The 19,362-nt window shown below is 53.1% G+C and carries 28 protein-coding genes and 1 riboswitch; of the genes, 18 read left to right on the forward strand and 10 right to left on the reverse strand.

The annotated features are described in order from the left end of the window. The first annotated feature begins 91 nt into the window (after positions 1-91). Positions 92-571 (forward strand): GNAT family N-acetyltransferase, encoded by a 480-nt coding sequence (locus KB235_RS02675; RefSeq protein ID WP_211780295.1) that lies wholly within the window; start codon positions 92-94, stop codon positions 569-571. On the opposite strand, the gene KB235_RS02680 is transcribed toward KB235_RS02675, so the two are convergent. The 4 genes from KB235_RS02680 to KB235_RS02695 form a co-directional block, all read right to left on the reverse strand. Further along, the gene (locus KB235_RS02680; RefSeq protein ID WP_211780296.1) at positions 566-829 is read right to left on the reverse strand and encodes a hypothetical protein; all 264 of its coding nucleotides are present in this window, start codon (positions 827-829) and stop codon (positions 566-568) included. The genes KB235_RS02675 and KB235_RS02680 overlap by 6 nt on opposite strands. 76 nt (positions 830-905) lie before the next feature. After that, entirely contained in the window at positions 906-1,391 is a 486-nt protein-coding gene (gene thiW, locus KB235_RS02685; protein WP_034808099.1) for an energy coupling factor transporter S component ThiW, read from the reverse strand. A 62-nt stretch (positions 1,392-1,453) separates the two neighbouring features. Then, positions 1,454-1,552: riboswitch (TPP riboswitch) on the reverse strand. Positions 1,553-1,576: 24 nt separating this feature from the next. After that, positions 1,577-1,903, reverse strand: a complete 327-nt coding sequence (locus tag KB235_RS02690; protein WP_211780297.1) for a hypothetical protein — start codon at positions 1,901-1,903, stop codon at positions 1,577-1,579. Between the two features lie 38 nt (positions 1,904-1,941). Beyond that, entirely contained in the window at positions 1,942-2,703 is a 762-nt protein-coding gene (locus KB235_RS02695) for a hypothetical protein (protein WP_246514302.1), read from the reverse strand. A gap of 200 nt (positions 2,704-2,903) precedes the next feature. Between KB235_RS02695 and KB235_RS02700 the strand changes: the two genes are divergently transcribed. The 7 genes from KB235_RS02700 (at position 2,904) to KB235_RS02730 (ending at position 9,195) form a co-directional block, all read left to right on the forward strand. Next, a complete protein-coding gene (locus tag KB235_RS02700) occupies positions 2,904-3,443 on the forward strand; it encodes a ribonuclease FAU-1 family protein (protein WP_211780298.1) in 540 nt (179 codons plus the stop codon). 50 nt (positions 3,444-3,493) lie between these two features. After that, positions 3,494-4,624 (forward strand): tetratricopeptide repeat protein, encoded by a 1,131-nt coding sequence (locus tag KB235_RS02705; protein ID WP_211780299.1) that lies wholly within the window; start codon positions 3,494-3,496, stop codon positions 4,622-4,624. Positions 4,625-5,028: 404 nt separating this feature from the next. After that, entirely contained in the window at positions 5,029-5,463 is a 435-nt protein-coding gene (locus KB235_RS02710; RefSeq protein WP_211780300.1) for a MarR family winged helix-turn-helix transcriptional regulator, read from the forward strand. A 36-nt stretch (positions 5,464-5,499) separates the two neighbouring features. After that, on the forward strand, positions 5,500-6,492 hold the full coding sequence (locus KB235_RS02715) for a ring-cleaving dioxygenase (RefSeq protein ID WP_211780301.1): 993 nt from the start codon (positions 5,500-5,502) through the stop codon (positions 6,490-6,492). Next, a complete protein-coding gene (locus KB235_RS02720; protein WP_211780302.1) occupies positions 6,489-7,127 on the forward strand; it encodes an NADPH-dependent FMN reductase in 639 nt (212 codons plus the stop codon). The genes KB235_RS02715 and KB235_RS02720 overlap by 4 nt, the downstream gene beginning before the upstream one ends. Before the next feature lie 128 nt (positions 7,128-7,255). Next, positions 7,256-8,323, forward strand: coding sequence for a saccharopine dehydrogenase family protein (locus KB235_RS02725; RefSeq protein ID WP_211780303.1), 1,068 nt, complete (start codon positions 7,256-7,258; stop codon positions 8,321-8,323). 80 nt (positions 8,324-8,403) lie between these two features. Then, the gene (locus KB235_RS02730; protein WP_034807842.1) at positions 8,404-9,195 is read left to right on the forward strand and encodes a GNAT family N-acetyltransferase; all 792 of its coding nucleotides are present in this window, start codon (positions 8,404-8,406) and stop codon (positions 9,193-9,195) included. Between the two features lie 28 nt (positions 9,196-9,223). Here the strand turns inward: KB235_RS02730 and KB235_RS02735 are convergent, their stop codons facing one another. Together KB235_RS02735 and KB235_RS02740 are read right to left on the reverse strand one after the other, a co-directional pair. Further along, positions 9,224-10,009 (reverse strand): SDR family oxidoreductase, encoded by a 786-nt coding sequence (locus tag KB235_RS02735; protein WP_211780304.1) that lies wholly within the window; start codon positions 10,007-10,009, stop codon positions 9,224-9,226. An 82-nt stretch (positions 10,010-10,091) separates the two neighbouring features. Continuing rightward, the gene (locus tag KB235_RS02740) at positions 10,092-10,406 is read right to left on the reverse strand and encodes a hypothetical protein (RefSeq protein WP_211780305.1); all 315 of its coding nucleotides are present in this window, start codon (positions 10,404-10,406) and stop codon (positions 10,092-10,094) included. A 250-nt stretch (positions 10,407-10,656) separates the two neighbouring features. Here KB235_RS02740 and KB235_RS02745 point away from each other — a divergent pair, with 250 nt between their 5' ends. The 3 genes from KB235_RS02745 (at position 10,657) to KB235_RS02755 (ending at position 11,973) form a co-directional block, all read left to right on the forward strand. After that, on the forward strand, positions 10,657-10,860 hold the full coding sequence (locus tag KB235_RS02745) for a hypothetical protein (RefSeq protein WP_211780306.1): 204 nt from the start codon (positions 10,657-10,659) through the stop codon (positions 10,858-10,860). 112 nt (positions 10,861-10,972) lie between these two features. Beyond that, complete coding sequence (locus KB235_RS02750; RefSeq protein WP_211780307.1) at positions 10,973-11,392, forward strand: LD-carboxypeptidase; 420 nt, start codon at positions 10,973-10,975, stop codon at positions 11,390-11,392. After that, a complete protein-coding gene (locus KB235_RS02755; protein WP_211780308.1) occupies positions 11,389-11,973 on the forward strand; it encodes an NUDIX hydrolase in 585 nt (194 codons plus the stop codon). Before KB235_RS02750 ends, KB235_RS02755 begins: the two co-directional genes overlap by 4 nt. A gap of 13 nt (positions 11,974-11,986) precedes the next feature. On the opposite strand, the gene KB235_RS02760 is transcribed toward KB235_RS02755, so the two are convergent. Next, the gene (locus tag KB235_RS02760) at positions 11,987-12,514 is read right to left on the reverse strand and encodes a GNAT family N-acetyltransferase (RefSeq protein ID WP_338032653.1); all 528 of its coding nucleotides are present in this window, start codon (positions 12,512-12,514) and stop codon (positions 11,987-11,989) included. 67 nt (positions 12,515-12,581) lie between these two features. On the opposite strand from KB235_RS02760, the gene KB235_RS02765 reads away from it, so the two are divergent. The 3 genes from KB235_RS02765 (at position 12,582) to KB235_RS02775 (ending at position 14,716) form a co-directional block, all read left to right on the forward strand. Beyond that, entirely contained in the window at positions 12,582-13,385 is an 804-nt protein-coding gene (locus KB235_RS02765; protein ID WP_211780310.1) for a GNAT family N-acetyltransferase, read from the forward strand. After that, a complete protein-coding gene (locus tag KB235_RS02770) occupies positions 13,382-13,561 on the forward strand; it encodes a hypothetical protein (RefSeq protein WP_211780311.1) in 180 nt (59 codons plus the stop codon). Before KB235_RS02765 ends, KB235_RS02770 begins: the two co-directional genes overlap by 4 nt. A gap of 168 nt (positions 13,562-13,729) precedes the next feature. Next, positions 13,730-14,716, forward strand: a complete 987-nt coding sequence (locus tag KB235_RS02775; protein ID WP_211780312.1) for a peptidoglycan DD-metalloendopeptidase family protein — start codon at positions 13,730-13,732, stop codon at positions 14,714-14,716. Positions 14,717-14,774: 58 nt separating this feature from the next. On the opposite strand, the gene KB235_RS02780 is transcribed toward KB235_RS02775, so the two are convergent. After that, positions 14,775-15,317, reverse strand: coding sequence for a TraR/DksA C4-type zinc finger protein (locus KB235_RS02780; RefSeq protein ID WP_211780313.1), 543 nt, complete (start codon positions 15,315-15,317; stop codon positions 14,775-14,777). A gap of 143 nt (positions 15,318-15,460) precedes the next feature. On the opposite strand from KB235_RS02780, the gene KB235_RS02785 reads away from it, so the two are divergent. The 4 genes from KB235_RS02785 to KB235_RS02800 are packed head-to-tail and all read left to right on the forward strand — an operon-like array spanning position 15,461 to position 17,121. Continuing rightward, positions 15,461-15,985 (forward strand): GrpB family protein, encoded by a 525-nt coding sequence (locus KB235_RS02785; RefSeq protein ID WP_211780314.1) that lies wholly within the window; start codon positions 15,461-15,463, stop codon positions 15,983-15,985. 55 nt (positions 15,986-16,040) lie between these two features. Continuing rightward, positions 16,041-16,343 carry a hypothetical protein gene (locus KB235_RS02790; RefSeq protein WP_211780315.1) on the forward strand — a complete coding sequence of 101 codons (303 nt, stop codon included), beginning with the start codon at positions 16,041-16,043 and terminating at the stop codon, positions 16,341-16,343. A gap of 2 nt (positions 16,344-16,345) precedes the next feature. Then, positions 16,346-16,831 carry a GNAT family N-acetyltransferase gene (locus tag KB235_RS02795; protein ID WP_211780316.1) on the forward strand — a complete coding sequence of 162 codons (486 nt, stop codon included), beginning with the start codon at positions 16,346-16,348 and terminating at the stop codon, positions 16,829-16,831. A 35-nt stretch (positions 16,832-16,866) separates the two neighbouring features. Continuing rightward, a complete protein-coding gene (locus KB235_RS02800; protein WP_245175486.1) occupies positions 16,867-17,121 on the forward strand; it encodes a hypothetical protein in 255 nt (84 codons plus the stop codon). A 26-nt stretch (positions 17,122-17,147) separates the two neighbouring features. On the opposite strand, the gene KB235_RS02805 is transcribed toward KB235_RS02800, so the two are convergent. Both KB235_RS02805 and KB235_RS02810 read right to left on the reverse strand, forming a co-directional pair. Next, positions 17,148-18,005 carry a pirin family protein gene (locus KB235_RS02805; protein ID WP_211780317.1) on the reverse strand — a complete coding sequence of 286 codons (858 nt, stop codon included), beginning with the start codon at positions 18,003-18,005 and terminating at the stop codon, positions 17,148-17,150. A gap of 106 nt (positions 18,006-18,111) precedes the next feature. Beyond that, positions 18,112-19,356 (reverse strand): hypothetical protein, encoded by a 1,245-nt coding sequence (locus KB235_RS02810; protein ID WP_211780318.1) that lies wholly within the window; start codon positions 19,354-19,356, stop codon positions 18,112-18,114. Between the last annotated feature and the right edge of the window lie 6 nt (positions 19,357-19,362).

Here is a 19,362-nt window from a genome sequence, read left to right on the forward strand (position 1 = left end):
TATCACTCCTTTCTTTTAGTTTAGCGAATCCATATTGGAAACGGAACTTTTCATGGGCAAAGGGCGTATAGGATACCGGGGAGGCGAAAGGATGGATACGGAAGTGTTAACGATTCAACCGGTTGATAACACGAACCGGGACGCCGTCATCGGCTTGACCGTCGCTGCGGAGCAGTCCCGCTTCATCGAAACGAATGCGGAATCGCTTCGCGAGATGGAAGTCGACGTCAAATACGCGTGGCAGTGCTATGCGCTTTGTCTCGACGAACGACCGGTTGGCTTCATGATGATTGGGGCGGAGAACAAAATCGACCGCTACGTGTGGCTCGACCGTTTTATGATGGATGCGCGTGAACAGGGAAAGGGGCTCGGAGCTTGCTTTCTACAGTTGGCACTCATCTTCATTCAAGACCGATTCGACGTGGATGACATTGTCCTCAGTTTACACGCGGCAAATGAACCGGCGAAGCGGTTTTATCAGCGAGGTGGATTCGTCGATAGCGGCCGCATCGACGAATGGAACGGAGAAGCGATTTGGGTGTATCACGTCAAACAGGGACAACCGTCATGAGGCGGTCGTCCCTGTTTTCGTTGTGGTCGCTTTAACCGAATTCCCGGCCATGAAGAAACAGATGATGGCGATGAAGCCGAAGAGCGGGATGAACCAATTTTGCGCCAACAGATCCATGACGGTCGGTTCCTCAGGCCAAACGCCTGTAGCGACCAAGGCGTGCCAACGCGTATACGCCGCGATACGCTCTAACGTAAATAAAAGGGCGGTGATCACAAGAGCAGTCGCTCCAATCAGCCCTAACTGTAATCGAGTCAATCCAGGCACTCCTTCCGAATGATATACCCTTATTTTACCATTGTTTTGAATGGAAAGGAGAGGCCAAACGACTCAATTATTGTTTGAGAGCAGGACGCAATTGCTTAACGCGAGCGAGCACAATCCAGCCGAGTAAGGCGCCGGTCACGCTCGAAGCGAGAAAGGCCGGGAAAAAGAAGAACGCGCCGAACTCAGACCCCATCAAGATTTTCGCGTAAGGCACGGCGATGAGCGAGGCGATGACCCCTGTGCCAATCACTTCACCGATTGCGGCGAAGGCGACGCGGTTCGTCTTCATATAGAAGATTCCGGCGAGAAGTGCACCAATCATGCCGCCAGGGAACGCGAGTAGGGAGCCGGTACCGGTCATGACCCGTACGAGTCCGGTCACAAAGGCGACGAGGACGGCACCGAGCGGGCCGACGGTAACAGCCGCGATGACGTTCACCATATGTTGGATGGGGAAAGCCCGGGCGACTCCGGTCGGAATTGAGATGAACAGTGAGCCGATGATGGCGATGGCGACGAGCATTGCCATCCAAGTGAGTTGTTGAATACGCATGGATCAGTCTCCTTTCAAAATGAAAACGCCACTTCTCCAAAAGGAAAAGTGGCGTGGAACAGACGAATCCCATGCCACTTCCCTACGCTGGTATGAGCCAGATCAGGTTCAAAGGGTCCGGCGTTTGCCGTCTCAGCCCGAAGGCTCCCCTAGTGGTCGTTTATTATATGGAGTATACCATATCGTTACAGCAACAGTTCCTTCAATCGTGGCCGGATTACGAAATAGACGATGCCACTGAAAAGAACGTATAAAAGAAACGAGAAGCCGATGTTTAGAAGCCATGGGATTGTGCCCATGAACACAGTGGCAGCCGCCGACAGGAACCAATTGAGTGAAAGCATGAGCCCGACAAAACTGAGCGACATCGTTGTAGCGTAGGCGCCGATGCGACTTCGGAAGACGCGCTTGACGAGTAGGCCGATACAAAGGCTGACGACGGCAGTCGCTCCTAGCAACATATACAGAATAGTATCAACCGAATATGGATATAAGGAATAGGCGAAAGCCATGGGATGTCCTCCTTTAGAAGATGGGATGAACCCCGAAGTCACCGGGTATGAATGTTCTCAAGCAGATGGTTGTAATCCGTTTCGTTCCAAAACAGCGGAGCGATCGATTCCGGTCCTTTGAAGATTTCACCGTCTCGGTCATAGACGATGGCGTAACCATCCTCGACTTCAAAGACGATTAAATCCGCGGTAACTTCGGTCACGCCGTCCCCGGCGATAATGACATCCTCAAGCGGCTCGCGGGCGATTGATACGCCCCATTCGTCGAGCTCGACGATGAGCGCAGACGTATAGGCATGCCGATTATAGATTGATTGAAACACATCTTGTGTCAACGTGACGTCTTCCGGTGGGGCGCTCGTCCCATATTTCCGTTTCTCGATTTCCTCGACGAACTGTAAGAACGACGTTTCTTGCCAAAAGAGCGGCGCAATCGCTTCCGTCCCGTTCGCAATCCACCCGTCCTCGTCTTCATACACCGTGGCGTACGTTCCATCGTCGAGTTGGAACGGATAGACGTCTGCATAAGTGTGGTGGATGCCGTTACCAGTAATGACGACCCGTTCGAACGTCTCACGAAATGGCGTGAGTCCGTTCGCCTCGAGGGTTTCAAGTAATTTTTCGGCGACTTCGTGTTGGTCGAAGACGTCCTTGAAGTCCTCCCGTGTCCATTCGCTCATGATTTCTGGCCCAGGTTCGTTCGAATCCGCTGGAATGACCGGCTTTTCGATTGGATCGGTACAGCCTGCGAGTAACAGTAGGCCCAACCCGAATATAAATAAACGTGTAATGCTGCTCACCCTTTAATCATACAAATTTTACCTATTATGAAGAAGCGTAGCATGGATGGAAACGGATGAGAACCTATACACGTTTTCGTTGGGGGTGTAGTAAGGCGTGAGGCGGTCAGGTTCACTGAACAGAATCTGTACGACTGAACAGGGAACTGTCGGATTTTGGCGAACTGTTAAAGCAAACGAGCTATGAAGGAGCGATTACGATGCCAAAACGAAAATTTGCCAATCGACGGGACTGGGAGCGGATTCTTGAGCACCGCTATGCCCAGATGGACGTCCATGACGAACATTTCTCAGGGACGGTCGCCTTGTTTCAAATCGATGCGGTCCGGGCCCCGCAGTATAAGCAACATAACGGAGAGGAATTCATCGTGGCCGACGTCGGCTATGCGTGGCTCCAATATTTCCCGGACAATGAACCGTTCGGAGTGACGGTCATGTTTAATGACACGGGCCACATCGTCCAGTGGTACATCGATATCGTCGAGGCGATTGGCTATGAGGACGGAATTCCCTATATGGACGACTTGTTGCTCGACATCTTGGTCTTCCCGAACGGGGATGTCGTCCGGAAAGACGAGGACGAGTTTGAAGAAGCGAGGCTGACTGGCGAGTTGACGCCGGAGCTCGTTGCGAAAGGATGGCACGATTTTGAAGAGACGCTCAAGCGGATCGAACGAAACGACTTCGTCTACTTTGACCTTGCACAAGGGCATTACGAGACATTGAAGCAAATGCTTTGAACGCGCGGCTTCCTTTGATACAGTGAAAGAAAACCGCAGGGGGATCAATTATGAGACAGATTGACATCGATACGTGGCCACGAAAGAAGCATTACGAGTTTTTCAAGGCGTTCGCCGCCCCGCACTTTAACGTGACGGCGACGCTCGACGTCACAAAATTACATACGCATGCGAAGACAACCGGACAATCGTTTTTCAAGCTGTTCTTGTACGGCGTGGTCAAGACGGCGAACACGATTCCAGAGTTTCGATACCGGATGCGCGGAGAGACCGTCGTCGAGCATGACGTCGTCCATCCGTCGTTCACCGTCATGATGGACGGGGACGTGTTCAACTTTTGTACCGTCTCGTTCAAAGAGTCGTTCCCCGCGTTTATGGAAACTGTTGCGGCACGAATGGAGGAGGCGAAGCGAAACGTCTACGTCGGAGACGAGGAGTCGGATGATTTGCTCTTCATCACGAGTGTGCCGTGGGTGTCGTTCACGAGTATCAGCCATCCGATCAACGACGAGAAGCACGATAGCGTCCCACGCATCGCCTGGGGAAAGTTCACGGCAACGGGTGACCGAATGATGATCCCACTCTCCGTCCAAGCTCACCATGCCCTCGTCGACGGGGTGCACGTCGGCCGGTTTTACGAAGCACTGCAGACGTGGCTCGATGAGTTGAGCGACTTGCAAGTGCCGGTCCGTACGGAAGAGAAAGGACTCGACGAGGCGATTCGCCTCCGGGAGAACGGGGAGCTCGAACGTGCCAAACAACTGCTCCTCGTGTTGCTGCGTCAAGACGAGAAGAATCCGCGCCTGCACGCCCATTGCGCCTGGTGTTATGACGCACTTGGGGAAGAGCGACAAGCTGTCCCACACTACGAACGGGCGATTCGCCTCGGCCTCGCCGGAGACGAGTTACGGGAGACATACATCGGGCTCGGCAGCACGTACCGGGCGCTCGGCCGCTACGAGGATGCCGAAGCGTTGTTCACGAAAGCGATTGAACAGTTTCCGGACATCGGGGCGCTCAAAGCGTTCCAAGCGATGACCCGTTACAACCTCGGACGTCACAGTGAAGCGACCGGCACGTTGCTCGAACTGCTCGCAAACCCGAATCCGGATGACAGCATCAAACGGTATCGTCGCGCCATCGCGTTTTACGCGCGTAACTTGGACGAGACGTATGACTAAGGAGAACCGAATGATCACACTGCAACCAATCACAGACCAAAACTGCTATACGTGTTGTCAGCTCACGTTGAGTGACGCGTAACAGACGTACATGGAACCGAACGCGATTTCCTTGCTATAACCGACGGGGGACGACTCGGCACCGAACCGATCGTCGTCGGCTATCATCCTGATAACATGGGCGTGCATCGAGTATATGAACGCTTGGGCTTTGTCGATGAAGGCAATCGCTTCGGGCAGGAGAGGGCGGTCGTTCGCCGTATGTGAACAGATGACATTCCGTCATCTGTTTTTTTTTTGCAGGCAAATGGATTGACCGACGCTTTTCCTCGTGTTATATTTATCTCGAATTAAAGATATTTAAATTTAAAGTATTGTTTTCTCTCAGCAAAGGAGGGGAACACATGGAAGAACGGAAAACCTTAAAAGCCATCACAGTGTTGCTTCGAGCCTCGCAATCGATTCAAGACGTGGTCAAGCACGAAGTCGCCGATTACGGACTGAATCCGACCGAGTTCTCGGTGCTTGAACTGCTGTACCATAAAGGTGACCAACCGATTCAAATGATCGGTAAAAAGGTATTATTGACGAGCGGGAGCATGACGTACATCGTCGACCGGCTCGAAGCGAAAGGATACTTGATTCGCAAAGCATGTCCGAGCGACCGGCGCGTTACGTATGCGGCGCTAACTGATGAAGGTGACGCCCTCATGTCGCGCATCTTTCCAGCTCATGAACAACGGATGGAAGATCTGTTCGACGGACTCGATTTAGCAGACACGATTACTCAATTGAAGACGATTGGCAAACGCGCCGAAGCGTCAAAAAATTTTAATTAATTATCTCGAAATCAAGATTTTGAAGGAGCGATTACGATGAATCATGTAAAAGGAATTCACCACGTGACGGCGATTACGAGCAGCGCCGAAAAGAACTACGATTTCTTCACGAACGTCCTTGGAATGCGTCTCGTCAAAAAGACGGTCAACCAAGACGACATTCAGACGTACCACTTATTTTTCGCCGATGACAAAGGCAGCGCCGGGACAGATATGACGTTCTTTGATTTCCCTGGCATCCCAAAAGGCGTGCATGGGACGAACGAGATAGCCAAGACGTCGTTCCGTGTCCCGACCGATGAGGCGCTCACGTATTGGGAACGTCGCTTCGACCGCCTCGGCGTGAAGCATGAAGGCATCGCCGAGCAGTTCGGCAAGAAGACGCTTTCGTTCGTTGACTTCGACGAACAGGCGTACCAGCTCATCTCAGATGAGTTTAACGTCGGCGTCGCGTCAGGCGAACCGTGGAAAAATGGCCCGGTGCCACTTGAGTACGCCATCACGGGCCTCGGTCCAATCTTTATCCGCATCGCGGACTTTACGTATTTCAAACAAGTGATGGAGCAAGTCATGTTGTTCGAACAAATCGGACAAGAAGGCGATGCGCATCTCTTTGAAGGAGGTGAGGGTGGAAACGGGGCGCAAGTCGTCGTCATTCATGACGAGACGTCACCAGTCGCGCGCCAAGGGTTCGGAACGGTGCACCACGTCGCTTTCCGTGTCGATGACCGCAGTGTCCTCGATGAATGGACGGCACGATTGCAACAGTTCGGGTTACCGACGTCAGGTTACGTCGACCGCTTCTTCTTCGAATCGTCTTACGCACGGGTCGCGCCGCAAATCCTGTTCGAATGGGCAACCGACGGACCAGGGTTCATGGGTGATGAGCCGTATGAGACGGTCGGTGAGAAATTGTCACTCCCGCCGTTCTTAGAACCGAAGCGGGAACAGATTGAAGCGATGGTTCGACCGATCGATACGGTCAGAAGTACAAAAACGTTTGAGAAAGAATATGAGGGAATGAAATGAGCTTATTCAATCGTTTGTTCGGTAAACAAGAAGAACCAGCCAACTCACAAGGAGGAACTAACATGTTGAAAATTGGAATCGTACTCGGATCGACTCGTGAAGGACGCGTCAGCCCGCAAGTCGGAGCATGGGTGAAAGAAATCGCGAACAAACGCGGTGACGCGAACTATGAAATCATCGATATCGCAGACTACAGCCTCCCGCTTCTCGGCGAACCAGGCGGCGACGTAACAGGTGCCGCGGCATGGTCTGAGAAAATCGCAGAGATGGACGGTTTCGTTTTCATCGTCCAAGAATACAACCACTCGATCACAGGCGCGCTCAAAAACGCTCTCGATTACTTACGCGACGAATGGCATAACAAAGCAGCCGGAATCGTCTCATACGGTTCGGTCGGCGGCGCGCGTGCGACGGAACATTTACGCGGCGTGTTGAGCGAACTCTTAATCGCCCACGTCCGTGTCCACCCGGCGCTCTCGCTCTTCACAGACTTCGAGAACGGGACGCACTTCGCACCGAAAGACGTTCAAGTTCAATCAGTGAACGATATGCTCGACCAGCTCGTCCCATGGACAGAAGCTATGCAGTCGGTCCGTGCCAAAGCGGCAGAAGCCATCGAAGCTGCAAACAACTAATAGATCGATCGACCAGCCTTTTCATGGGGCTGGTTTCTTTGTGTTCTTTTCAATTGGATTGCTGTCGTGTATCGTCTGTGAAAGAAGGGAAGAAGAGAAGATACATAATTATTGAAGGAGGAACAACGATGAAATGGATGATTTATGGCGCGAACGGTTATACGGGCGAACTGATTGCTCGTCAAGCGGTGAAGGAAGGATTGACACCGGTGCTCGCCGGAAGACGCGCCGAAGAGATCGAACGGCTCGGTCAAGAACTCGGGTGTGAGACACGCATCTTTAGTCTATCCGTCGACAAGGCGACGGAGACGTTAAAAGATATCGACCTCGTGCTCCATTGTGCCGGTCCGTTCACCGATACGAGTCAGCCGATGGTCGAGGCGTGTCTCGCTTCACATACACATTACCTCGATATTACCGGGGAAATCGAGGTGTTCGAATACATCCACTCGAAAAAACGGGCCAAACTTGCACAAGAAGCAGGCGTGTTGCTCTGTTCTGGTGTCGGGTTCGACGTCATCCCGACCGACTGCGTGGCGCGAAAATTAAAAGAACTCATGCCCGACGCGACGAACCTCGCCCTTGGCTTCTCGGCGGCGTCCGGCATCTCGCGCGGGACGCTGAAAACAGCCATCCGCGGTCTCGGGTCGAGCAGTGCCGAGCGGAAAGATGGAGAATTGACGCCATTCCTGCTTGGGGCGAAACGGCGTCACATCGACTTCGGACGAGGGAAAAAGACGGCCATCGCCATACCGTGGGGCGACGTCTCGACAGCTTTCTACACGACAGGCATCCCGAACATCACGACGTGGGTGCCGGTTCCGCCTGTCTATGCCTATGGCGCGCGGCTTTTGGCGTGGTTCGGCCCGATTCTCGGCAGCGACGTGGTACAAGGGAAACTGCTCCGCTACGTCGATGAACATGTGACGGGACCGGACGAGTCGGAGCGAGCGCGGTCCTCGACGCACGTCTGGGGTGAGGCGACGAACGCCTCGGGTCGAAAAGTGATCGTCCGGATCAAGACGGCGAGCACGTATGCCTTCACCGTGAACGGGGCGCTCGCCGTCGTCAAGCGTCTCGTTCATTCGGGGCATATCATCCCGGGCAGTTTCACGCCGGCGATGCTGTTCGGGTCACATTTCATCGAAGAGATTGAAGGGTCTTCTTCATTCGTTGTCGACGAGGTTCGGTTATAGTCCTGGACCTGTAACGGAATCACAATCTGTTCCGAGATGAAATGTGCTACACTCGAGACAGAGTAAAGGGAGGGATTGAGATGAAACGCTTAGAATTGGCCAGACGAATCGAACGCATCAAAGCGGAAGGGACGTCTGCTTATATTCGGCACCGTAAACAAACCCCTCCCTATGAAGGTTCAGAATTGATCGTTGAAAACAAAGGACACGTCTTCCGGATGGGCAATATGAGTTTTGCTGTTGGCTTCGGCTTGAATCGTCCGACGAGTTTTTATGATTTGCATCAGATGGAGAAGTGGGTGCGCGGAAAAAATGTGTCCCGGCTCCACGTCGAGGTGTGTCCGCTCGCGGATATGTCGCTCATCCGGTTGCTCCAGGAACGGAACTACACGCTCGATCATTTTCTCGACGTCTGGCTGTTGGACGTAACGGAGATGGAGGCGGCCCCGGCCCAAGAAGTCGAACGGGTCGATGCCGACAACGTCAATGAATGGGCGCGTGCCGTCGCGGCTGGCTTCGCCGAGACGGGGACGATTTTGCAAGAGACGGTCGATACGGCGAAAGGGTTTTATGCGTTACCAGAAAATCAGGCGTTTCTCGTCCGTGAAGGCGGCAATGCGGTGGCGGGCGGCATCCTTGCCGTTCAGGACGGCATGGGTGAGCTGTTCCTGACGAGCACGATTCCGGCTTATCGCGGGAAAGGCTATCAGACGCAATTGATTCTCGAACGCATCGCCCAGGCGAAAGCGTCCGGTTGTCAGTACGTGACGGTGACGACGAAAGTCGACTCGACTTCGGGTCGCAACATGGAGCGGCTCGGCTTCCAACCGTTTTATCAAAAAGCTGTCATGAAAAGCCCGATCCTCAAATAAAGGTCGCCCCGCGGGGCGACCTTTATCGTTATAGTAAAGATTCCGCGCCGTCGACGTACACTTCAGAACCGGTGACGTGGCTCGACATACTGCTCGCGAAGAACAAGACGACGTCCGCGACTTGTTTGGCGGAACCGGACTTTCCGGCGAGCGGTTGGTTGCCTTCCGGATATTCAATCGGGATGACGACTTCTGCGAGCAACGCGTCATCCCGGTTCGTCGAGTCATCGATGTTCGTATCGATGGCACCTGGACAAATCGAGTTGACCCGAATCCCGAACTGGGCGAGCTCGGCGGCCGCCATTTTGGCAAACCCGGTCTGACCCGCTTTCGTCGTCGCATAGCCGCTAAAACCAAAGTTTTTAAAGTAACGGTTCCCGTTGATGGACGAGGTGAGGATGACGCTACCGCCCTGGTCCTTCAAATGCGGGATGGCATGTTTCACTGTCAAGAACGTGCCCGTCAAGTTCGTCTCGACGACGCCGTTCCAATCTTCAAGCGACAAATGTTCAATCGGTGTGATCGTCCCGTTGCGCCCGGCGTTCGCGAAGACGATGTCGAGTCGTCCGAAGCGATCGATCGTCTGTTCGTAGGCACGTTTCATTTCTTCCTCGTTCGCCACGTCGGCGCTGATGCCGATCGCTCGCTCTTCTCCAATCAAGCTTGCGAGTTGCTCGGCGTCTTCTAACTTCAAATCGACGATGGCGACTTTTGCGCCGGCCTGAACGAACCGGATGACCGCGGCCCGACCGATTCCGGATGCCGCTCCGGTGACGAAGGCGACTTTTCCTGACAATAATGTATTTGAGATCATTCAATTCGCTCCTTTCTGCTACCTTCTGTCATATTCCACCGTTTACACAAAACTATGCTCGTTTTCAAAAAATGGTCGTGTTTCACTCGGATGTGACGTGAATCGAGACGGCGATATTTAAATTGCCGTCCGGGACGAGTTCAATCGTGACGCGTTGACCGGTCCGCAGTTGTTGCACGTCGTTCGCTAATCCCGTGACGACGGTCTCTTCATTAATCCAGACTGTCCTCATTTTTAGCTCGCTGCCCGAGTCGTCATCATGCCCGATTATAAGTTGAGGAGTGTTGATCTGTTCGATTCGGCCTTCGATGCGACGGTCGTCAAGTGTACCAATCCAGAAAAAGACTGCTAAACACAGCCCGATAAAGGTGAGGGCAAAGATGAGTCGCGTGCTCATGGGGTGCCTCCTCTATGAAAGCCCGTTCCGATGGTGTCTAATCCTTATTTACCCGGAAACGGTGAATCTAATTGGAGAAGGTTTACAGGAATTTGGTTCACTCGTACGGAATGTATAATTCAACTTATGATGAAGCGGAGGCAGAGCGATGGTGCTATTCGGGATAGTCGGAGGAGTTGTATTGGGATTGATGGCGTTCGGCTGGTGGACGATTGGGTTTCCGAGGCGAAAGCTTCTAGGAGGACTTGCGATGCTACTGACAGCGTTCTTGTTCTCTCCGCTCGCTCTCGTCTACAGTGGAGAACGGTATGGTTTTAACGGCGTGGTCATCGGTCTCTTCACGATTTCGCTCGTCGTCGGTGGCGGTTTTTTCTTTACGGCACTCGGTTGGGCGAGCCGCGTGCGCAAAGCCCGAAAAGTTCGGACGCTGTCCGAAGACCCGGATTTGTTTTGAGATAGGTTGTCAGCCTCCACGTCAAACCTCTACAGTGAGGAGAGAGAGGTGTGAGTGAGATGACAACATACAGAAACTGAACGTACTGCAACCGGGGGACACGGTAGGGGTTATGACACCGTCCTTTCCGGCTCCGGTCCGTTTTCCAGAGCGCTATGAACGTGGCCTTCAGCAATTGCGACAAATGGAATTCCGTGTAATCGAAGGCGCGTGTGCACAAACGACGGAAGGATATCGTTCGGCGTCGATTCAAGCGCGTGCAGACGAAATCAACGCGATGATTCGAGATCCTGAAATAAAGGCAATCATCAGCACGATCGTTGGAAAACATGAACACCTCGATACGGGCGGGGCGACGTTTTCGTTTGAATCATTGTTACTCGAGGTGCTGGGAGACATAACATTTCCAATCATGACGAACGTGGACATCGGGCACACGTTTCCGTCACATGTTTTCCCAATCGGGGTGGACGTCGAGCTCGACGCGACGAACGGTACCATCACACTGTTAGAGAATGGGGTGACACGATGATTGAATTTCTCACCGTCGTCGATGAACGACGCAAGAAAATCGGCTTAAAGCAACGGGCTGACGTCCATCGCGACGGCGATTGGCATGAGACGTTCCACTGTTGGATTATCGAAGGGGACCAACTCTTCCTCCAACTGCGGAGCGCGACGAAACAGGATTTCCCGAGTCGATTCGACATTACAGCGGCCGGCCATTTGGAGGCCGGTGAGACGGTACGCGATGGGGTACGGGAGATTCATGAGGAGCTCGGACTCGAACTGACACTTGATCAATTGACCGCACTCGGCGTATACGAGGATGTGATCGAGACGGAGTCGTTCCTTGACCGTGAATTTGCCCACACGTACGTCTACGCATACGCCGGAGAACCGTTCACGCTCGAATCGGATGAAGTGGCAGACATCGTCACGGTCCATCGTGAACGCTTCTTTGCCCTCGTCGCAGGAGAAGTGGCGTCACTCGACGCGTCGTCGCTCGTGAGCGAGGCCCGGTACACGTTGACGAAACAACAACTCGTCCCGCATCCGGACCGATACTTTCAACAGGTGAGAATCGGGATTGATGGGGGACGCCATGATTGATGTCGTCTGGCAACTATTGAACGTCATCCTTATCCTCGGGATTGGCGGCTTGTTCATCTGGTGCTTTCGCCGTTGAGGCATGAAGCGGCAACGACATGATCCGTTGTAGACCGACGGGGCCGTCGATGCGACGCCCGGTATCGGTGAAGCCAACTTGTTCGTATAAAGCGAACGCTGCTTCATTCTTCAAATTGACCGAGAGCACGACTTCCCGAATCGTCGGAAAGCGTGAACGGACATAGTCTGGCAGTAGGGTTAGCGCGGTCTTGGCGTAACCGTTGCGCTGTGATCTATAATCGATGGAAAAAGCGGAAAGTAACAAGGCGTCCGTGCTGTCCGTGTACGATGTCACCCGTTCCGTATCGTGCAGTAAAAAGAACCCGACCGGATTATCCGCTGTGATCACGACCGGGTAGACGCCTTCCGGGAGCGGATCGTCGAGGTCACGTGGAAGTGTCGTGTACTTCTCTTGTTCGAGCGGAAGTGAGAACGTTTCAAGAGCAGGCCAATGCATAGCATGGAGCGGTTCTAATCGAATCATTGCCATCGTTCCTCCTTATGCAGTATCTTTTTTTATTATATCGAACAACCGGGAAAGGAATAAACAGATGACAGCTCATCACATCACCTATCGACAAAACCCACCGTTACATGATCTTTATACAGCGTTCATGGACGGATTTTCAGACTATATGATTCGCTTTGAAATGGATGAAGCCACGTTTGAGTCGGTCTTTCTCGTCCGCGATCAAAATCAACCGTCACGCTCGATCGTGGCCTACGCTGACGATCGACCCGTCGGCGTCTTATTGAGTGGAATCGCGCGACTTGAGACCGGCTGGGTGACGCGATGTGGCGGCTTAGCCGTGGCACCAGGTTATCGTCAGCTCGGGATCGCGCAGGAGTTGATGCGCCGTTTTGACGAACAGGCACAAGGGACACGGTTGCTCGAAGTCATTCAAGGCAATGACGCAGCGCTCGGTCTCTACGAACGTCTCGGGTACGAGGTCGTTCGGGAAATCGTCTACTACCAAGCTGCGGTGACCGCTTCGTCGGCGACGATTGAAGAGGTTTCGATCAGCGAACTGTTTGACCACCATTATCCGAGCGGGGCCCATCGTCCGATTTGGCAACGCGACGTACGCACGACCCAGCAACAGGCGACGTTCTTCCGTGTCACCGAAGGAGAGCGTGAAGGGGCGCTCTTGTTCCGGGACGCGGTCCTACTCGATGTGTTCGGCCGGGACGAGGACGCTGTCTGGTTGTTGCAGGCGGCCGCATCCAAACAGCCGGTCCATTTGACGCTCACGTCGGACCGGGCGGCATTCGTAAGCGCCGCGGAAACGCTCGGCTTCGTCAAAGATGCGATCGCCCAATATGAAATGATGAAACAAGGAGGCGAACGTGGATGATCCGTTACTTGCCGGTGCTCATGATTGCCTTGATTGTTAGCAATCTGTTGACAATCCTCGGTTTGACGACCAACTTGTCCCCATTGACGACACGTCTTTTTCTTATCGGCGGCCCGTCGATGACTGTCATTACGGCAATCGCCATCGTCGTCATCGTACTGAGGGCGAAAAAATAAAGTTTTGAAGTTTTGATGAAGATTATGAAACCATCGTTTCGTGCTGTGATAAAAGCGACATATAAATGAAATAGTTCATATATTGAACTTTTTAGGTGGGATTGGTATATTCGAGCATGTAGCTTTTTATAGCTAATGAATGATCCCATTTGGAGGTTTTCTTTATATATGTTGAAACAATTCATGATTACGGCAGGCGTCGGTGTGTTCATCTTGAGCGGTGCGCAGACGGCGTCGGCAAACGACATCACTCCGGCAACACTTCTCAATACGACGAAATCGATTGAAAAAACCGAGCAAGAAGTAAAGCAATCGAAGCAAGCCGTAGCCAAAGCCGAGCAACAAATCGAACAGATTGAAGCGAAAGCGCAAACGCTCCAAGCGGAAATCGATGACGTGACGAAGCAGATTGACGCGTATCGTGACGAGCTCGCCCCGGCAGACGCCTCGCTATTCCAGCAAGTATTATCTTCGGTGTTACCGAGCGCGAAAGCCGAAGCGGCAGAATCTGAGAAAAAGCAACAAGATCTCTTAGACCAAAAGGCGACGGCAAAAGAGACGCTCGATGACTTGACGGCACAGCAAGAAGAAGTCATAGCGTCAAAGGAAAAGACGCAATCGTCTTATGCAGCCGCTACGGAACAGATGAAGACGCAAACAAACAAATTGAACGATTTGAAGAAACAGCATGCGGCGATGGCGCCTGACAAGTTCATGATGCCGGCGAACGGTCGACTCTCCCAAGGCTTCGGTCCTGCGAGCGGACAGTTCGGCTATACGTTCCATAACGGAATCGATATCGCGGCGAAAGTCGGGACACCGATTTACGCGGCAGCAGATGGTAAAGTCATTGAAGTGAGCGGGCGTGGGCCATACGGCAAACACGTCAAAATCGAACACAATCTTGACGGTCAAAAATGGACGACAGTGTACGCGCATATGCACAAAATCGATGTGAAGAAAGGGCAGACAGTACGCCAAGCCGAAGGCATCGGCCAAATCGGTAACACCGGCAACTCGTCAGGTCCACATTTACACTTTGAAGTGCATAAAGGTAGTTACTCGTTCTCTCCGAGTTCGGCCGGTAACACGGTCGATCCGATGAAAGTCGCCCAATTGCTAGGCGGCGCTTCGGCCGTTAAAGCCACGTATTGACGCAACGAAACCGTTGCGTCTTTTTTCATGCGAAAAGGCCGCGATTCGCGGCCTTTCGTCATTCGCGTGTCGGGTCGTGATTGCCTTCACTGTCCGCGATCGTGTCCGAACTGCCGAAGTCTTCGACTTGGCTGAATGCGTCCGTGCTTTGATTGATATCGTCACTGCCGTCGAGCTGTTTATGGCGTGCCGTCTCGGACGGGTTTAGGACATCTTCTTCGACCGGGCGGGCTTGATTCGTTTGATGTTCTTCCGCCTCTTGTGCCCGTGCATGTTCGATACAAAGCGTCGTCTCCGGAATGATTTCGAGTCGATCTAACTCGATTTCTTTTCCGCATACTTCACATGTCCCGTACGTACCGTTCTCGATGGCGATCAACGCCTTGTCGACGTCCGTTAAAAATTCTTCGTCGAGTTCATTCAGTGCCTGGTCCCGTTCGCGAAGAAACAGTTCTTCGCCTCCGTCGGCTGGATGGTTGTCATAATGCGACAACTCGCCTTCATCGTATACCTCTTCTCGATTCTCCATATAGCCTTCTGTCTTTGCCTTCTCTTTAAGCAACCGTTCTTTGAACGTGTTGATCTGTTCTTGTGTCAACATCCGTCTCACTCTCCAGTTCTGATTTCATTACTATATGCCTTTCCCATTTCGGAAACGAACAAACCATGTTAGCCCGTAAACGGCGGTCAAAACGGGTATGATAATAAAGGAGAGTAGGAAACGTGAACGAGAGGAGGGAGAACATGAGACAAGTGAAAGTTGTACCCTATGACCCGGCATGGATCACGCGATTCGAAGAGGAAGCGGAAAAGTTGACCCATCTGTTTGGCGATCGCATCGTCGAGATTCATCATATCGGAAGCACATCGGTGCCAGGACTCGACGCAAAACCGACGATCGACATCATGCCGGTCGTTCGAATGATTGAGCAAGTCGATGAACTGACGGGGCACATGGAAGCGCTCGGGTATCGAAGCTTTGGGGAACACGGAATCCCGAGACGACGCTTTTTTGCGAAAGGGGACGATGTACGGACTGTGCACGTCCATGTGTTTGAGTCCGGTGACGAAGGGGTGACCCGTCATTTGGCGTTTCGGGAATATTTAAAAGCGTTCCCGGAAGTGCGAGACACGTATGGTTCGTTAAAACGGACGCTCGCCAATCATCATCCCACGGATATCGAGAGTTACATTCAAGGGAAACAAGAATGGGTGTCGGAAACGGAACGCGTCGCCACGATTTGGTATATGGCGGAACAAACAAATTGAAACCTGTTGAATCGATTTTACGTATAGAGAAGCAACAACGAAAGGAAGTGAATCGATGAAACGATTTCTTGGGAAATGCATCGAGTATGCGTTCGTAGGCGTGTTGTTTGTCGGCTTTTATTTTGGGATTAGCTTTTTAATCGAGACGTTCGAGTTCGCGAATAAAGGGGCGCTCGTGTTCCTTGGAATGGCGTTCATCGCATTCCCGCTTTCTTTGATCGGTGGCTACATGCTTGCCCGCCCGATTCAACACCGGCTTCATGGCAAACCGCGAAATGGAAAAGGACATGAGCTTCGTGGCAATGAGAAGCCGCATGGCGTGACGGAAGACCGTAGCCAGTTCTATAACGGCCAATGAGGTTGCTTGAGACGAATGATGCAGACTTGATTGCGACGTTGAACCGACCGATTCATGAGCAACACGTGACGCTCATGCCACATTTCTTCGCCCCGTACAATCACAAGCATATGCGTGATGCTTTCGCGGTGACGATGGCACAGGCGGGGCACCATTTCCTCGTCGCCGAAGTGGAAGGGGAACCGGTTGGCTACGTCTGGATGCAAGAAGTGACGAGTGATGCCAACGCCTTCCGAAACGCGAAGCGGACGCTCTATGTCAGACAAATCAGCATACACCCTGGGCACCAGCGGCTCGGCTATGGCCGTCAGATGATGGGTTACGTGGAGAAGTGGGCCCGTGCCCACGATTTTCCTACCATCGAACTCGACTATTGGGTCGCCAATGAAGACGCCGCCCGCTTTTACGATGAGCTCGGGTTTATCGCCAAGCGTCAAGTCGTTGTGAAATCTGTAGAAACGAAGGAGAACGAGAAATGGAGACCGTAATTTTTATATTAGGTGTACTTGGAGTAATCTCCTTGATGCTATTCATGTCGAACCAGTGGATGGGGTACGAGAAAGGCAATATCGTCATGACGCTCGACGAGCATTATACGAACTTGAATGAGTATGTCCCGGCGATTTTGACAAAGTTATATGAGAATGGGAAGTCCGCGCACTATTTGGGTGACCGAAAGTTTGAAGTGGACGGGAAACGTTACGTCTTGTTCGAGCGGACCGTCCCAATCGGACACGTCCCGACACAGCAGACGGTGTTAAAGCCGGATAAAGAGTGAGCCACGCATCGTGCGTGGCTCACTCTTTATTTCACAGCAGGTGGGCCGAAGACACCGGCATGATAGTCACGAAACGCTTGGCGAATCTCGTCTTCCGTGTTCATGACGAACGGGCCGTGGGCGATATAGTCTTCACGGAGCGGGACGCCCGAATAGACGAGTAGCTTTGCCCGGGACGTCGCGGTGATGGAGAGGGTGCTCTCACCCTCGTTCGCTTCGTCGAACGTCAGCATCGCGACATCCGTCTTCTCGAGCGGCGTCGCGCTCGAACCGAGATTGACGGATCCGGCGAGCACGTAGGCGAAGGCGTTATGGTTCGTCGGTAAGACGTGGTCATACGTCGCTCCTTCGCGCAGTTGAATCTCGGTCATCGTGATCGGCACGAGGCTCTGCATCGGTCCGGTGACGCCCGCGACATCGCCCGAATAGACACGCACGTGTCCGCCATCGATTGGGACGACCGGCGCGTCCTCCAAGTAGACGTTTTGATAAGACGTCGTCGTCGTTTTAAGTGTTTTCGGCAAATTGAGCCAAAGTTGTAACGTATGGATCAAGTCGTCGGCGACGGCCTCCTCGGCGTGACGAGCGGCCCATCCGGCGTTCATATACTGTACGTCGCCCGCATCAAGAATCGAATGCCCGCCATGGTTGTCGATGTGTTCGAGCCGGCCATCGATGACGTACGTAATCGTCTGAAAGCCGCGGTGCGGATGGTCGGAGAACGTCCCGCGCTTGAACCAATCTTCGGCCATCAAAATGAACGGGTCGAACTCGGCTTTACGCTCCGGTGGTAACACCCACCCTTGTTGAACGTGCGGATAGCCGTTTTGTTTATAGGAGACGCGCCAACTGTCGGCGACGTCGCGAACGAATCGGGTCGTCATCGAATCCACTCCTTCATGTCATTTGTTTCATTGTCGCACAGTCTCGGTTTGTGCTTGGACGATGGTGCTTACAGAACGTGTAAAAGACAGACGGAAAGACCGTCTGTCAGTAAGGGGCGAGCGACAGCCACGTGGCGCTGTCCTCGGAGTTCAGTTTGTAATGTTTGCCTTCGGTCGTGAGGAAGACGTCCGTTTTTTTCGAGCGCTTATGAAGCGTCACCTCGAACGTTTGGGACGTCACACCCTCGATTAACGTGAACAACGGATAGTCGGACGGATCGCCGCTCCGTTTGACCGGTTCAGCCCGTGCCACGATCTGTTTTAACGTCGCACCGTCCGTCGTCAACGTCTGGACCGCGTCTAAGGCGTGGAGCTCGGTCTTTCCGGACAACGGCGTCTTGTGGAAGTAACCGATTGTCACTTCCTCATCGGCTGTCATCGTTGCGGCGTCGACCTCGGCTTGCGTCATCGTGACGGGTGGCTCATAGCGGAGCGAGATGGTCTGCTCGACGACTTCTCCTTCGACATCATAGGAAAGTTGCCAGAGCGGGTACGTCTTCCCGAACTCGAGCGTCTCAGGTAACGGATACGTGTCTGACAATGTCGGGACGCCGCCGTCAGGCACAGGGTCGAGCGGCCACTGCGATGTGTTCACTTCAGAAGATTCAAAGAGCGCCGGTTGGACGAACCCATTCATCTCAATGATATGAAGCGAGAGTGTCACATGTTGCAGACCAAGGCTTGGTTCGTAAGGTCGAGAGAATGTCGTCGATGCGTCCTGCGTGTTTACCTCGATCGAAAGCGTCGTGAGCAGGGGGGCCTGTAACGCCACAAACGGCACGTTGAACGGTTTGAACTCGAAATATGGAGCGTCATCCTCGAGTTGTTCAAGAAGCGTCTGTTGCGTATCGGCGGACACACGTGCTGAACGCGGTCGAAGCGGCTCAGGGGCTGCTTCACGATAGGCAATCGGCATGAGTTCCGGGTCGATCTGTTTCACATACCGGCTGTGGCCGGTCTCGCAGTAGGCGTATGCCGCTTCGTCGTCATGGAAGACGGTGAGGCCTGTCAGGGGCGAGACCATCTCGGGTGAGAACCGCGAGAAGCTACGATATGACGCATCGAAGACGAACGGGCGGTCCGGTAACGACGTGACGTCCGTCTCGTCGCAAATCGTATGGACGGCTGTATGCTCCGTCTCGTCCATCTGTGTCAACGTCTTTCCGACCTCGAAGCGATAGCCGTCAAACAAGAGGGGGCGAACGTTGAGCTCGAGCGCCGTCTCCTCTTCCGTGCAACCGCTCAAGGCCAAGACGGAAAGTAGAGACGCGACTATGCTGATTTTGCGCACAAGATT

This window comes from Exiguobacterium alkaliphilum (assembly GCF_018138125.1).
GTDB classification, from domain to species: domain Bacteria; phylum Bacillota; class Bacilli; order Exiguobacteriales; family Exiguobacteriaceae; genus Exiguobacterium; species Exiguobacterium alkaliphilum.